The 13849-nt window shown below is 39.8% G+C and carries 10 protein-coding genes, 1 riboswitch and 1 other annotated feature (1 of these 12 only partly in view); of the genes, 2 read left to right on the top strand and 8 right to left on the bottom strand.

Annotated features, from left to right (window positions below; translation table 11 throughout):
• Positions 1-412 precede the first annotated feature (412 nt).
• The 5 genes from AB986_RS16530 to zapA form a co-directional block, all read right to left on the bottom strand.
• Positions 413-820, bottom strand: a complete 408-nt coding sequence (locus tag AB986_RS16530) for a DUF350 domain-containing protein (protein ID WP_048312453.1) — start codon at positions 818-820, stop codon at positions 413-415.
• 17 nt (positions 821-837) lie between these two features.
• Positions 838-3183, bottom strand: coding sequence for an endonuclease MutS2 (locus AB986_RS16525; protein ID WP_048312451.1), 2346 nt, complete (start codon positions 3181-3183; stop codon positions 838-840).
• 30 nt (positions 3184-3213) lie between these two features.
• Entirely contained in the window at positions 3214-4929 is a 1716-nt protein-coding gene (gene polX / locus AB986_RS16520) for a DNA polymerase/3'-5' exonuclease PolX (protein ID WP_048312449.1), read from the bottom strand.
• A gap of 432 nt (positions 4930-5361) precedes the next feature.
• On the bottom strand, positions 5362-5904 hold the full coding sequence (locus AB986_RS16515; protein WP_048312446.1) for a CvpA family protein: 543 nt from the start codon (positions 5902-5904) through the stop codon (positions 5362-5364).
• A gap of 6 nt (positions 5905-5910) precedes the next feature.
• On the bottom strand, positions 5911-6171 hold the full coding sequence (gene zapA / locus AB986_RS16510) for a cell division protein ZapA (RefSeq protein ID WP_048312443.1): 261 nt from the start codon (positions 6169-6171) through the stop codon (positions 5911-5913).
• 150 nt (positions 6172-6321) lie between these two features.
• Between zapA and rnhC the strand changes: the two genes are divergently transcribed.
• A complete protein-coding gene (gene rnhC / locus AB986_RS16505; RefSeq protein ID WP_048312440.1) occupies positions 6322-7272 on the top strand; it encodes a ribonuclease HIII in 951 nt (316 codons plus the stop codon).
• A gap of 62 nt (positions 7273-7334) precedes the next feature.
• On the opposite strand, the gene AB986_RS16500 is transcribed toward rnhC, so the two are convergent.
• Positions 7335-8309 carry a nucleoside hydrolase gene (locus tag AB986_RS16500; protein WP_048312437.1) on the bottom strand — a complete coding sequence of 325 codons (975 nt, stop codon included), beginning with the start codon at positions 8307-8309 and terminating at the stop codon, positions 7335-7337.
• Between the two features lie 187 nt (positions 8310-8496).
• A riboswitch (purine riboswitch) is annotated at positions 8497-8599 on the top strand.
• A 131-nt stretch (positions 8600-8730) separates the two neighbouring features.
• Between AB986_RS16500 and AB986_RS16495 the strand changes: the two genes are divergently transcribed.
• Positions 8731-9921 carry a NupC/NupG family nucleoside CNT transporter gene (locus AB986_RS16495; protein ID WP_048312435.1) on the top strand — a complete coding sequence of 397 codons (1191 nt, stop codon included), beginning with the start codon at positions 8731-8733 and terminating at the stop codon, positions 9919-9921.
• 164 nt (positions 9922-10085) lie between these two features.
• Here AB986_RS16495 and pheT read toward each other — a convergent pair whose 3' ends face one another.
• Positions 10086-12494, bottom strand: coding sequence for a phenylalanine--tRNA ligase subunit beta (pheT, locus tag AB986_RS16490; protein WP_048312433.1), 2409 nt, complete (start codon positions 12492-12494; stop codon positions 10086-10088).
• A 23-nt stretch (positions 12495-12517) separates the two neighbouring features.
• A complete protein-coding gene (gene pheS / locus AB986_RS16485; RefSeq protein WP_048312430.1) occupies positions 12518-13552 on the bottom strand; it encodes a phenylalanine--tRNA ligase subunit alpha in 1035 nt (344 codons plus the stop codon).
• A gap of 73 nt (positions 13553-13625) precedes the next feature.
• Positions 13626-13849: a binding site (T-box leader), on the bottom strand; it runs 3 nt beyond the window's last position.

Below are 13849 nucleotides of genomic sequence, written 5' to 3'. Positions count from 1 at the left end.
ATAATTATAATGAAAACGCTTAAAATATCCTATCTTTTTTTGATTTTTTTGAATACATTGGCAATTTAAGTCGGAAAAAGGAGACAAGCGTCACTCTTATCTTTCTTTAGCAAAGGCTCTTTTAGTAAACATTGTTACTATATGAGTAGGTTAATTTCCGCTCCAGGATGCTCGCTTCCAGCAGGGCGGGCGGGAAGCCTCCTTCCGCTCCAATCACTAAGTGTGTTTTTTTATATATGTTTTAAAAGCAACAATATTTTAGAAAAGAGCCTTAGCAAATAAAAAAGAAACAGGCATTTCGCCTGTTTCTTCATGATTACACAAAATAAAGTAAATAAACTATACCTGCAATAAAAAACACGATAGATACGACTATAAGTACTTTCCATAACGTTTCCATACCTTGCTCCTCTTATGAAATCCCAGCTCCAATAACGAAGGACAGGCCAATCGATATCACCATCGAAATAAAACCTACTGCTCGATTATCTGCTGCTATTTGTTTATCAATCTTAAATTTAGGCGTTAGAAATTCAAAGGTAAAGTATCCGATTAATAGAAGGAAAAAACCGAAGACTCCCCATCCCATCATCGTGACAAGCGAATCATTGTGTTCAATTGAAAACCGAAAGATATTGGCTATTCCGAATATCTTACCCCCAGTAGCCATTGCAACAGCAAGATTTCCTCTTTGAATTTCCTCCCAGTTACGATAGGATGTGACAAATTCAAAAAGCGCAAGAAAAACAATCATACAAACAATAACAACACTGTAATTAGCGGCTGTCTGAAATGCTACACTCTCCCACAATTGATCCATAATGATAATTCCTTTCTCTACTTCAGTTCCACAACGGTAACACCACCGCCGCCTTCATTCATGCCGCCCATTCGGAGATTTTTCACGCGAGAGTGACGTTTCAACCATTCATGAACACCTTTTCTAAGCGCCCCAGTACCTTTCCCATGGATAATCGAAACCTGGCTATATCCCGCAAGTAGTGCATCGTCAATATAGCGCTCTACTTCCATTTGAGCGTCTTCGTATCTTTTACCTCTCAGATCAAGCTCTGTCTTTACTCTGCTATCGCTTCCCCGAACAGTAACAAAGGGCTTTCGTTCAACGGCTGGTTTTGATTTAATCGCTTCAAGGTCGTTTGATTTTACGTTCATCTTCATTATTCCAAGTTGAACCTGGTATTCGTTCTTGCCCACTTGTTCGACAATATGACCCTTTTGGTTAAAGCTAATCACTTTCACTTCATCACCAGGTTGGTAGGATCTAACTTTTGCTTTCTTTTGTGTAGGCTTTTCACTTCGAAGTTCAGGCTTTGCATCCTCAAGCTGTTTCTGTGCATCGATTAACTGATGTTCTTTAACAGCTCCCTTTTGGAAGGTACGCAGATCATGGATAATTCGTTTAGCTTGTTCCTGTGCTTTCTCAACTTCTTCTGCAGCCTTCTGCTCTGCTTCTTCAAACATACGTTCACGCTGTTTCTCAAATTTCTCTAATTGAGTTTCCAAGTCTTTTTTAAGTAATTCAGCTTCTTTTCGGAGATCAGTTGCAACCTCTCGATCGCGCTCAGCCTGCTTCTGACTATCTTCTAAAGAAGAAATCATGCGATCTACTTTATTACTCTCACTAGAAATCTGTGACCGTGCATCGTCAATAATATCATCCATTAATCCTAGACGTCTTGAAATTTCGAATGCATTGCTTCGTCCAGGTACACCAATTAAGAGACGATAGGTTGGACGAAGGGTCTCCACATCAAATTCTACACTAGCATTCATAACCCCTTCACGATTATAAGCATAGGCTTTTAATTCACTATAGTGGGTTGTGGCAATCACTCTAGATCCACGGTTATATACGTAATCAAGAATGGAGATGGCAAGCGCTGCACCTTCTTGAGGGTCCGTACCAGCACCAAGCTCATCAAACAGAACAAGACTATTGTGATCAATGTTCTCTAGAATAGTAACGATATTCGTCATATGAGAAGAGAATGTACTTAGACTTTGTTCAATAGATTGCTCATCGCCAATATCAGCAAATATTTGTTGGAAAACGGACATCGTAGAGCCTTCATCAGCTGGAATATGTAAACCCGACTGTGCCATAAGTGTTAAAAGACCAGCTGTCTTCAGTGTAACAGTTTTCCCCCCTGTATTTGGACCTGTAATAACAAGTGATGAATAATCACGTCCAAGATAAAGAGAAGAAGGTACGACTTCATCCTGAGGAAGAAGCGGATGTCGACCGTTTCGAATCTCAAGCTCGCCTTCATCATTCATGGATGGATGAGTTGCTTTCAGTTCATTTGCATACAAAGCTCGTGCGAAAATAAAATCGATATCTGCAAGCGTATCGACATTATGACGCAACGTTTCTGAAGACTCTGCAACTCGTCCTGTCAATTCAGTTAAAATACGCTCAATTTCAAGCTTCTCTTTCACTTTCACTTCTTTAAGCTGATTGTTGATCGATACAACTGATTGAGGTTCAATAAACAACGTAGCTCCTGAGGATGATTGATCGTGAACCATACCTCCAAATGAACCACGGTATTCTTGCTTTACAGGGATCACATAACGTTCATTGCGAATGGTAATCAGAGCATCGGAAAGCATTTTTCTAGTACTTGATGACCGAATCAAGCTCTCAAGCTTTTCCCTTACTCGTGATTCAAAACTTCGTAACTGTGTACGTAGACGACGTAAAGCATCGCTAGCTGAATCTAATAAATCTCCGTCTTGATCAATGCATGCATTAATCTCCTGTTCAAGCTCCGTTTCATGCATAATTTGACTTACAAGATCGTGAAGAAGCGGAAGTTCTACCCCATCTTCAACCATATTCTCTAGGAATGTCTTAAATCGTCGTCCGCCATAGATTGTACTTGAAATATCTAATAATTCGGACGGATTAAGCATTCCACCTATTTCCGCTCTCTTAACACTCTGGCGTATATCTCGAATGCCGCCTAGTGGTGCCTGACCACGAAGTCGGATTACTTTTCTTCCTTCTTCTGTTCCATCTAGCTGATGCTTTACATCTTGTAGAGAAAACATTGGAACGAGCTGTTCCACCCTTTGCTTCCCTAATGAAGAAGATACATGTTTACCGAGTCGTTCTTTAACTTTGTCGTATTCGAGTAGCCGCAAGACTCTTTTTTGCAATGGTCGTTCCTCCTAGAAGCTTAAATTTAGTTAACGATGACGGTTAAAGAATGTTTCTAGTTCTTTCACCGTGAATGTGTTTAAGACGCTCTCTTTTCGTAGCCAACCTCTTCGTCCAGCAGATACGCCAATTTCCATATGTTCAAGCATGTCCATGTGATGGGCATCTGTATTAATCATGATTTTAACATCTTCATCCTGTGCTTTCCGAAGCCATTCAGCAGCAAGGTCCAATCGATTTGGATTAGCATTTAATTCAAGGGCCGTATTGGTTTCTTTAGCAAGTTGGATCAACTTCTCATGATTGAGTGCATAACCTTTTCTTCTGCCAAGAAGCCTTCCAGATGGATGGGCAATAAGATCAACATGATGACTCTTTAGCGCTGTCTCAAGACGTGCCATAATCGTCTCTTCATCTTGAGTGAATGAAGAGTGAATAGAGGCAATAACAAAGTCCATCTCAGCAAGTAATTCGTCATTATAATCGAGCGTACCATCTGGTAATATATCCATCTCTACTCCTGCGAAAACTCTAAAATCGGTCCATTTTTTATTTAACCGATTGATCTCGACTCTTTGTTCGCGCAGTCTTTCAGCAGTTAAACCATTCGCAACCTTTAAATACTGTGAATGATCTGTTATTGCAATATAAGAATAGCCCTTCTCTCGCGCACGCTCAGCCATTTCTTCTATTGTATAAGCTCCGTCACTCCAAGTAGAGTGCATATGGAGATCACCTTGAATGTCTTCTAATTGAACTAACTCCATCTTCTTTTCGGCAGCTTCCTCAATCTCACCAGTATCTTCGCGGATTTCAGGTGGAATAAAGGACAGACCAAAATGGTGGTAGAATTCTTCCTCACTCTTAAAGGTAAGAACTTCTCCAGTTTCTAAAGATTCAACTCCATATTCACTAATTCGCTCGCCATTTTTTTTCGCAATCTGCCTCATTTTTACATTGTGTGCCTTTGAACCTGTAAAATGGTGAAGCGTTGTTGCGAATTCTTCCGGTTTCACTATTCGGAAATCAACTGATACGCCATACTCGTCATCTAATTCGAGCGTAATCTTCGTTTCTCCTTTTACGACAATCTTGGAAATACCGTCAAGCTCTAACAACTTCTCTGAAACGTCAGCAGCTGTTGTAGTCGCAATAATAAAATCAAGATCTTTAATAGTCTCACGAACTCTTCGCAAGCTACCTGCTCTTGCGAATTTTTCTATACTTGAAATTTCATTTAATTGAGCCTCAATTTTCTCTGCAAGAGGGAGCATGTAAGCAATCGATAAACGATCCGGTCTTTTTCCAACTTCCTCAAGCGCTGCAAGTATCTTTTCTTCACTTTTCTTGCCGAAACCAGGTAGTTCTTGAATCTGCTCTGCTTCGCATGCTTTTTTAAGTGAAGCTAGATCAACAACTCCGAGCTCCTTATATAGTTTGGCAAGTTTTTTACCCCCAAGGCCTGGCAATTTAAGGAGCGGAACAAGTCCTTCTGGCACTTCTTTCTTTAAAGACTCAAGAGTTTCAGATTCACCGTTTTCTATTATCTCATTAATAACAGCTGCCGTTCCCTTACCAATGCCTGTTAGTTCAGCAGGATCATCGATTTGATCCATGCTTCGATCATCCGTCTCTAACGCACGAGCTGCTTTACGAAATGCCGATATTTTAAAAGGATTCTCACCTTTAAGTTCCATGTACACTGCAATTTTTTCAAGGTATTGAATGACGTTCTTTTTGTTCATTGTCTTCTCACCCTTCTTAATGAAATCATTACCTCTATCGTATCCATATTTACAGCTAAATCCAATTATTTAATCTTATTTATTATTAAGTGTTATTTTAAATATTGTTGCATAAAAGTAGTGGCTAATCTGCTAAGTGCAGTTTTCACTAATATTTTAGAAAGTCTCTTTACTAACAGATTGTTACTACCAAAAGAATTTTTGTATAAGAGCCACACTTCGCTAATTGGAGCGGAAGGATGCTCGACTCCTGCGGGACTAGCGGGACAGGTGAGACCCCACAGGAGCGTAGCGACGAGGAGGCTCAAGTGTCCCGCCCCGCGGAAAGCGAGCATCCTGGAGCGGAAATTAACCTCTCTTATAGCATTAATTTCTATAAAAAGAACTTCTATAAAAGCTTATAACAAACAAATAACCCTTCTATGCGAAGGGTTATGCTACATGCGTACTCCAGAGATCTTTAATTTGTTCTGTTAGCACAGGAGTGTGCTTCACAATACTCTCTGCAAGAATTGAATTGGAAATAGCGGTTTGAACCGTCTCATTTGGAAGAAGGGCAGCAATGAAGAGAAATAGAAATACGACAATGTACACTTCTACAAACCCAAGTACACCACCAAGCCAACCATTCACAGTTCTCAAAATTGGAAGATCCGCAAGAAAATCGAGCATGGACCCTATTATTTGCATAATGATTTTTGTACCAAAAAACAAGAGTGCAAATGCAATTCCACTATAATATGTAGCTTCAAGATTAATAGCATCAAAAATCATGGCTGTTGATGCAGCCTCATTACCAAAAGATGGATATGGAATCCAGAGTTTTAGCTGTGGTGCGAGATCTTTAAAGTACATGTAAGCGACGATAAACGAAACAATAAATCCGGCCAAATGGACTACCTGTAGAATAAGACCTCTTCGAAGCCCTACTAGGAAGCCTCCAACCAGTATTATTAAAAGAATTAGATCAACCATCTTACGTTATTCCTCTTCTCTCAGTTTTTTCTTCATTTCTTCGAGTTCTTTTTTAATCATAACGTATTCATTTACTATATTTACTGCTGTTAACACAGCGAGGCGCTTTGTATCTAGATACGGATTTAAACCTTTAATCTCACTCATCTTGTCATCGACTAAATTTGAGACTTCACGAATATGTTGATGACTTTCATCGCCGACGATTGTATATTGTTCACCATAAATCTCAACAGTTGTACGTATTTTTCCATGACTGTCTGTCACCCAATAAGCCTCCTATCATGAGAGAGAATCCTAACGTATATCATAGCATGAATAGTGTGGTAATGAAACACAGTGCTCTTGAACCGTTCCGATTCACAAACACAGTCTGATATAATAGGATGTAAGCACAGTTCACAAAGGAGTTTTGTTATGTCACAGGTAGTTTTAACTGTATCACCATCCATTATGAATGAAATTAAAAAGAAATACAACAGCCTCTTAAGCGATAAACAGCCACCAGGTAGCATTTTCGTAGCAAAGACACCTTCTTGTACGATTACAGGATATCGTTCGGGAAAGGTTATGTTTCAAGGTACAGCGGCAGAAGCAGAAGCAAAGCCATGGCAATCTTCTAGTAAGCCCTCTACATCAAGCAAATCATCTGCAAAGAAAAAAGTAGGAGATCATCAATTCGCACCACCTGCTCACATTTCTACCCTTTCAGCTATTGGAAGTGATGAAGTAGGAACTGGAGACTTCTTTGGACCCATTACAGTAGCAGCTGCATTCGTAGACCAAAAACAGATTCCACTTTTAAAAGAGCTCGGTGTACGAGATTCTAAAGGAATGAAAGATCCCGAAATCATTGAAATTGCAAGAAACCTGATTAAAACAATTCCATACAGTCTGTTAGTATTACCAAACCAGAAGTATAATGCGATGCAGAAAAAAGGAATGAATCAGGGGAAGATGAAGGCTTTATTACATAACCAAGCTATTCAGAACGTACAACGCAAAATCCCTTCTTACGATGCTATTTTAATTGACCAATTCGCTAAGCCAGAAATCTATTTTAACTATTTGAAAGGTCAATCGACTATTGTGAAAGAAAACGTATATTTCGCTACCAAAGCTGAAGAAATTCATCTCGCTGTTGCAGCTGCTTCTATCATAGCAAGATATTCTTTTGTCATGGAAATTGATAAGCTTGGTAAAGAAAACAACGTTAAATTACCTAAAGGAGCAGGTGCAGCTGTAGATCTTGCAGCAGCCAAATTAATTCAAAAGCATGGTGAAGACGTACTAAATCAACTCGCTAAGACTCACTTCGCTAACAGCTTAAAAGCAAAAAAAATCGCCGAGAAATCTAATCGAAATTAATCAAACTTTTAAATGATGAATGAAAGGCTGGCTCTGTTGAGCCAGCCTTTTTGATCTCTAAATTATAGGAATAGTTGTGGCGCTTCTAGTTGATCTTCTGCCTGATGCATAAGTGCTGTCAAATATTGAAAGAACAGGTCACGATCGACGTCATTGACTACAGTAACTTCTCTTCCCTTTTCATCAAGAATCGTTCTACCCTGACTTACTCCGTCTTTTTCAACATAACAGTTAACCACTTTCGAATGAATGAACGATTGAGGCGTTAATGATACCGTTGTTAACACATCCCAGAGGTAATATGTAGAGTTTGTTTCGATATGAACAAGTGGTGGACACATGGCATAGCATTGCCCAATAAAATCGACTCCTATATGCTTTCGTTGTGACGCCCACATATTACGAATTTCATTGGTTAAAGGAACTTGATTTGTGCTTTCAAGAGCAACCATGTTTATTTCTATTTCAGTAGCAAAAACCGCTGCGACTGCCTCTGGATCCCAGAAAGCATTCCATTCTGCCGTTCCATCATGTTCAGGCTCTTCGACATTCCCTTCATTAAGAAATGTGCCTCCCATCCAAACTAACTTTTCGATCTTCTTTTCAATTCCAGGAGCGATCTCTAGAGCTCTAGCAAGATCTGTTAATGGACCTGTGAAAAGAAGTGTGATTGGTTCTTTGCTTTGTTCAAGAGTTTGGATAAGGTGTACGTGTGCTGGCAATTCTGATTTCAGAGTATGAACAACGTTTGACTCATTTAATAAAGGTAACGCATCTACATAGAATGCGTGCATACGCCACTCTTTCGGGAATGGATTGACACCACGTGAAGTTGAAGCAGCTACGTTAAGGTCTTCTCCCTTACCAAACCGATCAATTATTTTTCTGCTTGCTGAAACAGCTGGCTCTAAATAGCAATCTGCCGGAATAACAGAAACACCTACTAACTCTATTTCCTCCATTGTAAGCAATAGAAATAAAGATGCTAAATCATCAACGCCACCATCATGGTTAAAATACACTTGTTTTTTACTCATAAGTCATCTCCCTAAATTTTAAAAACAGCTGTCATTCAGCTTTTTACTTTGTACTCTATCAAAGCTTGTGAAGAGAAACAATCCCTCGTATTTTGTCGAACGCTTACATAGTGAGCATGAATTTTTTAAAGATTCCTACTATCTAAACAGGTCTTGCTACCTACTATTTCTTCTGCTAGATTGATTAATACAACTTCACATTTATCTCTATATAATTTTGGAAATAGGGTCCAATAAGTTTCTACCCGGCAACCGTTAATTGCTGGACTATAGGGAAGGTACGCATTGTTTATACATACACATGTGTTGTATTTACTGTTGTGACTATTCTTCCTATAAACTCGGACATTCTTATATGTTCGAGTTTTTATATTTTTTTATTTGTGGAGCAACACTTATTTAACAGGGGGATTCAGTCATCATGAATATTATCACAGGGTTTCTATCAATTGCAGGCGTACTCGCGATTGCCTGGTTATTAAGCAATAGAAAAAAATCGGTTAGATGGAAAACAATTGGAATTGGCCTACTCATAGAAGGACTATTTGTTTTATTTGTCCTTAAAGTAAATACAGGAAAGCTACTACTAGAAAAAGCATCAGCAGCCGTACAGAATGTCATTAATTACAGTAACGAAGGCATTCAATTCGTATTCGGCGGATTATACGAACAAACCGATTTAACGTTTGTTTTTGCTATTAACGTACTTGCCGTTATTATTTTCATATCTGCGCTCGTCTCAGCTCTCTATTATTTACGCATCATTCCAATCGTCGTTCAGGTAATCGGGGTAACGGTTGGGAAACTTATGGGTACAACAAAAGTTGAGACTTTTAATGCTGTTGGCAACTCTTTTCTTGGACTTGCAGAAGCGCCGCTTCTCGTTAAACCCTATTTGAAGTTATTAACGAGATCTGAAATATTCGCTATCATGGTGGGAGGTACAGCTTCCGCTAGTGGAGCAATTCTTGTTGGCTACTCCCTGATGGGAATTGATCTGAAATATTTATTGATTTCCGTATTCAGCGTGCCGTTCGTGTCACTGATTATTTCAAAAATCATGGAGCCTGAAACTGAAGAATCACAAACAAATGATAACGTAACGATGAAACGATCAGAACATGCTAATATTTTTGAAGCAATCGCAGACGGTACTGTTAGTGGTGTTACGCTTGCATTAAATATTGGTGGGCTGTTAATTGCATTCATTAGTATACTTGCCGTTGTAAACGGGATGCTTGGTGAAGTTGGAACTGACCTTGGCTCAATACTCGGTTATATCTTCTATCCGTTTGCTTTACTTGTAGGTATCCCACTAGATGAAGCCTTCCGTGCTGCTTCAATCATTGGTACCAAAATGTCTATAAATGAATTTGTTGCTTATCAGAATTTAACTTCTATACAGGATGGATTATCTGAGAAGACAGTTGCGATTCTATCAGTTGCTCTTTGTAACTTTGCTAATTTCTCATCAATTGGTCAATTGATTATTGGACTTGGGTCACTTGAACCCTCTAAGCGTTCTCAGGTATCTCGTCTTGGGTTCAAAGCTATTATTGGTGGAACGCTTGCTTCGTTTATTACGGCTATTTTTGTTGGTATGTTTATGTAAAATAACTCTTTTCGTAGACATTGTTGCTATAAGCGCGGGTTAATTTCCGCTCCAATTAGCAAAGTGTGGTTTTTTATTCAATAATTATTTCAAAAGCAACAACCTTTTAGAATTTGGTCACAAAAAAAGACTCCTTTCTTTTAAAAAGAAAGGAGTCTTTTCTATTAGCTACGAAGCGCAGCACCGAATTGTTCTTCTACTGCAGTAAGCACGCGATCATGCGCCTTCTTTACTTCTTCTTCTGTTAATGTTTGTTCAGGGTTGTAGTACCGCAAGGAGAAAGCAAGTGATTTCTTACCTTCTTCTAAGTGTTCACCCTGATAGACATCGAATAAATTAATTTCTACGAGCTTTGCTCCGCCAGCTTCTTCGATGACGCGTTTCACCTGACCTGCTTCAAGTGATTCATTGACAACGAGTGCAACATCACGAGTTACTGAAGGGAAGCGAGGAAGCTTCTTGTATTTAAGATGATCAACATCTGCTTTCAACAATGCTTCAAGATTGATTTCGAAAACATATGTTTCACTTAAATCAAGCTCTTTCTCAACTTCGGGATGAAGTTGACCAATATAACCGATCAATTCATCATCTAGATGAACTGCTGCTGTTCTACCCGGATGCAGCTTCGGTTCATCTGCTCTAGCAAATGTAAGGCGATCTTCCACACCGAATTCTACGGCAAGTTCTTCAAGAATACCTTTCACAACGAAGAAATCAACAGGCTTCTTTTCTTTCTGCCATAGATGCTCTTGCCATAGGCCAGATACTACACCAGCAAGATGTTCCTGCTCTTTAGGAAGCTCTCCTTCTGGTAAGAAAACAGAAGCTGTTTCGTAAAAAGCCAGGTTCTCTAGCTGACGATTCTTGTTATACTGCGCCACCTCGAGAAGATGTGGTAGCAAACTAGTTCTAAGTTCACTTCGCTCTTCACTCATCGGCATCGCTAGACGAATGGCATCTGTTGTCTCATTAGAGAAGAATACACGTTTTGAAGGGCTAGTTAGGGAATAAGTCACCGTCTGATATAGTCCCGCTCCTTCTAAAGCTCGACGAACACGACGGCGTTTCTTCTGGTAATCAGAAAGTTGACCTGGCGTGCTTTCGGTAATTGGTAGCGTTGCAGGAACATTGTCATAACCGTAAAGACGGCCAACTTCCTCAATCAAGTCCTCTGAAATCGTGATATCAGGACGACGAGGAGGAACCTGAACAGTAAACGTGCCACCAAAGTTCTGATATGAGAATTGAAGACGCTCAAAAATAGCCGCAACTTCTGTTTCAGAAATCTCAGTACCGAGTACTTGATTAATTCTCGTTACTTCGATACTAACTTCTTTCCCTTCAACTGTACGATCACCCTGTTCCGCTGTACCTTTAAGAACGGTTCCACCGGCAATCTCTTGAATAAGCTGTGCAGCACGCTCGCTTGCACCGATTACGCGATTACGGTCTATTCCTTTTTCAAATCGTGCACTAGAGTCACTTCTTAACCCAAGATCTTTCGATGCTTTACGCACAAGCTTACTATCAAAATAAGCCGCTTCGAGCAAGATCGTCGTTGTATTCTGTTGAACTTCAGAATCTGCTCCACCCATTACTCCTGCAACAGCAACTGGCTTGGAACCATTCGTTATCACAAGATGATCACTTGAGAGCGTACGCTCTGTATCATCAAGTGTAACGATTTTCTCTCCTTCTGCTGCACGACGAATAACAACCTCTTTCGATCCAAAGCGGTCATAATCGAAAGCATGTAATGGCTGCCCGTATTCAAGAAGAACATAGTTTGTAATATCAACTACGTTATTAATTGGGCGAATTCCTGCAGACACTAGTCTATTAATAAGCCACTGAGGAGATGAAGCAATGGTTACATTTTTAATAACAGTTGCCCCATAATACGGGTTATCATCTTCGTTCTCTATTTGAACAGACACATAATCTTGTGCGTTTTCCTCAGAACGAACAAGCTCAGGTGATGGGAGTTCAATCGATCGATTTAGTACCGCTCCAACTTCATAAGCAACACCGATCATATTCATCGCATCTGCACGATTTGGCGTTAAACCTAATTCAAGAATTTCATCATTCAAATTAAGGTAATGAAGTGCATCCTCACCTGGTGTTACATCATCACTGAATACAAAAATGCCATCTGCATATTCTTTATGAACAAGCTTGCTTTCGATCCCAAGCTCTTGGAGTGAGCAAATCATACCATGCGATGCTTCACCACGAAGCTTCGCTTTCTTAATTTTGAAGTTTCCTGGTAGAACAGCTCCAACCTTTGCCACTGCTACGTATTGTCCTGCTGCAATGTTCGCAGCTCCACAAATAATTTGGACTGGTTCTTCTTCACCAATATCTACACGGCAAATGTTTAGCTTATCCGCATCAGGGTGTTGTTCACAAGATAGAACGTGTCCGATTACCACTCCACTAATTCCTTTATTAAGCTGTTCAACTGTCTCAACTTCAATTCCGCCCTTAGTAATAAGGTCTGCTAGTTCATCAGCTGAATAACTATCTAAATCTACATACTGTTGTAGCCAGTTCATTGATACGAGCATTCTTTTCTCCTCCTAACCATCATCTATAGTGTGTTAAATTGTTTAATAAAACGACTGTCATTTGTATAGAAGTGACGAATATCATCAATTCCATATTTGAGCATTGCAATTCGTTCAGGTCCCATACCAAATGCAAAGCCAGTTACTTTCTCAGGGTCAAATCCTGACATACGGAGAACATTCGGGTGAACCATTCCTCCACCAAGAATCTCAATCCATCCTGTACCTTTACATACAGAACAACCATTACCAGAGCAAATAAAACATGAGATATCCATTTCAACAGAAGGTTCTGTAAATGGGAAGAAACTTGGACGGAGACGGATTTCACGCTCGTCACCGAACATTTTCTTTGCGAATGATTGCAACACGCCCTTCAAATCACTCATTCGAACATTCTCTCCAACCATTAACCCCTCAATTTGCATGAATTGATGAGAATGTGTTGCATCATCTGTATCACGACGGTAAACCTTACCTGGAACAATAATTTTAACTGGACCTTCACCGTTAAGCTTTTCCATCGTTCTTGCCTGCATAGGAGATGTATGTGTACGAAGTAAAGTTTCCTCAGTAATATAGAATGAGTCCTGCATATCACGAGCTGGATGATCTTTAGGGAGATTCAGTGCTTCGAAATTATAGTAATCTGTTTCAACTTCAGGACCTTCAGCAATTGAAAAGCCCATTCCAAGAAAGAGATCTTCAATTTCTTCAATGACCCTCGTTAGCGGATGGTGATTGCCTCTCTTGATTGGACGACCTGGAAGAGAGATATCAATTGTTTCTTTCTTAAGTCTTTCTTCAACAGCTGCTTTCTCTAAACCATTCACTTTCGCTTCAAGTTGGTCAGATATGGCTGTGCGAATTTCATTAACCAGCTGTCCCATCTTAGGACGCTCTTCAGCTGAAAGCTTGCCCATCCCCTTTGAAATTTCCGTAATTGGTCCTTTCTTTCCAAGGTAAGCAACTCGAATATCCTGTACTTCTTTCATTGAAGAAGCTTTCTCAATTTGTGACAGGGCTTCCTCTTTTAACGTTTGTAAACGTTCCTGCATCGTTTTGACCTCCACTTCATACTTTTCTTTCAAGTAAAGCTTTTTTAAGCAATAAAAAAATCCTCGCTCCCAGTAAAGGGGCGAAGATTTGATTTCGCGGTACCACCCTAATTCACTGATAGAATGAATCTATCAGCCTTAAGCAAAGAATAACGGTTTGTCACCGATCCGCTTTTGTATACCAACTAAGCGGCAACTCCAGAGCGAATTCGGCGGCTTCCCTGTAGAAATGCTTCCAGTCACGGCATTTCCTCCCTGCAAAGGCAGCGGCAGCTTACTACTCTCTATCATTGTTTT

The organism is Guptibacillus hwajinpoensis (assembly GCF_001039475.1).
GTDB classification, from domain to species: Bacteria; Bacillota; Bacilli; order Bacillales; family Guptibacillaceae; genus Guptibacillus; species Guptibacillus hwajinpoensis.
This window is presented reverse-complemented; position numbering and strand designations above follow the sequence as displayed.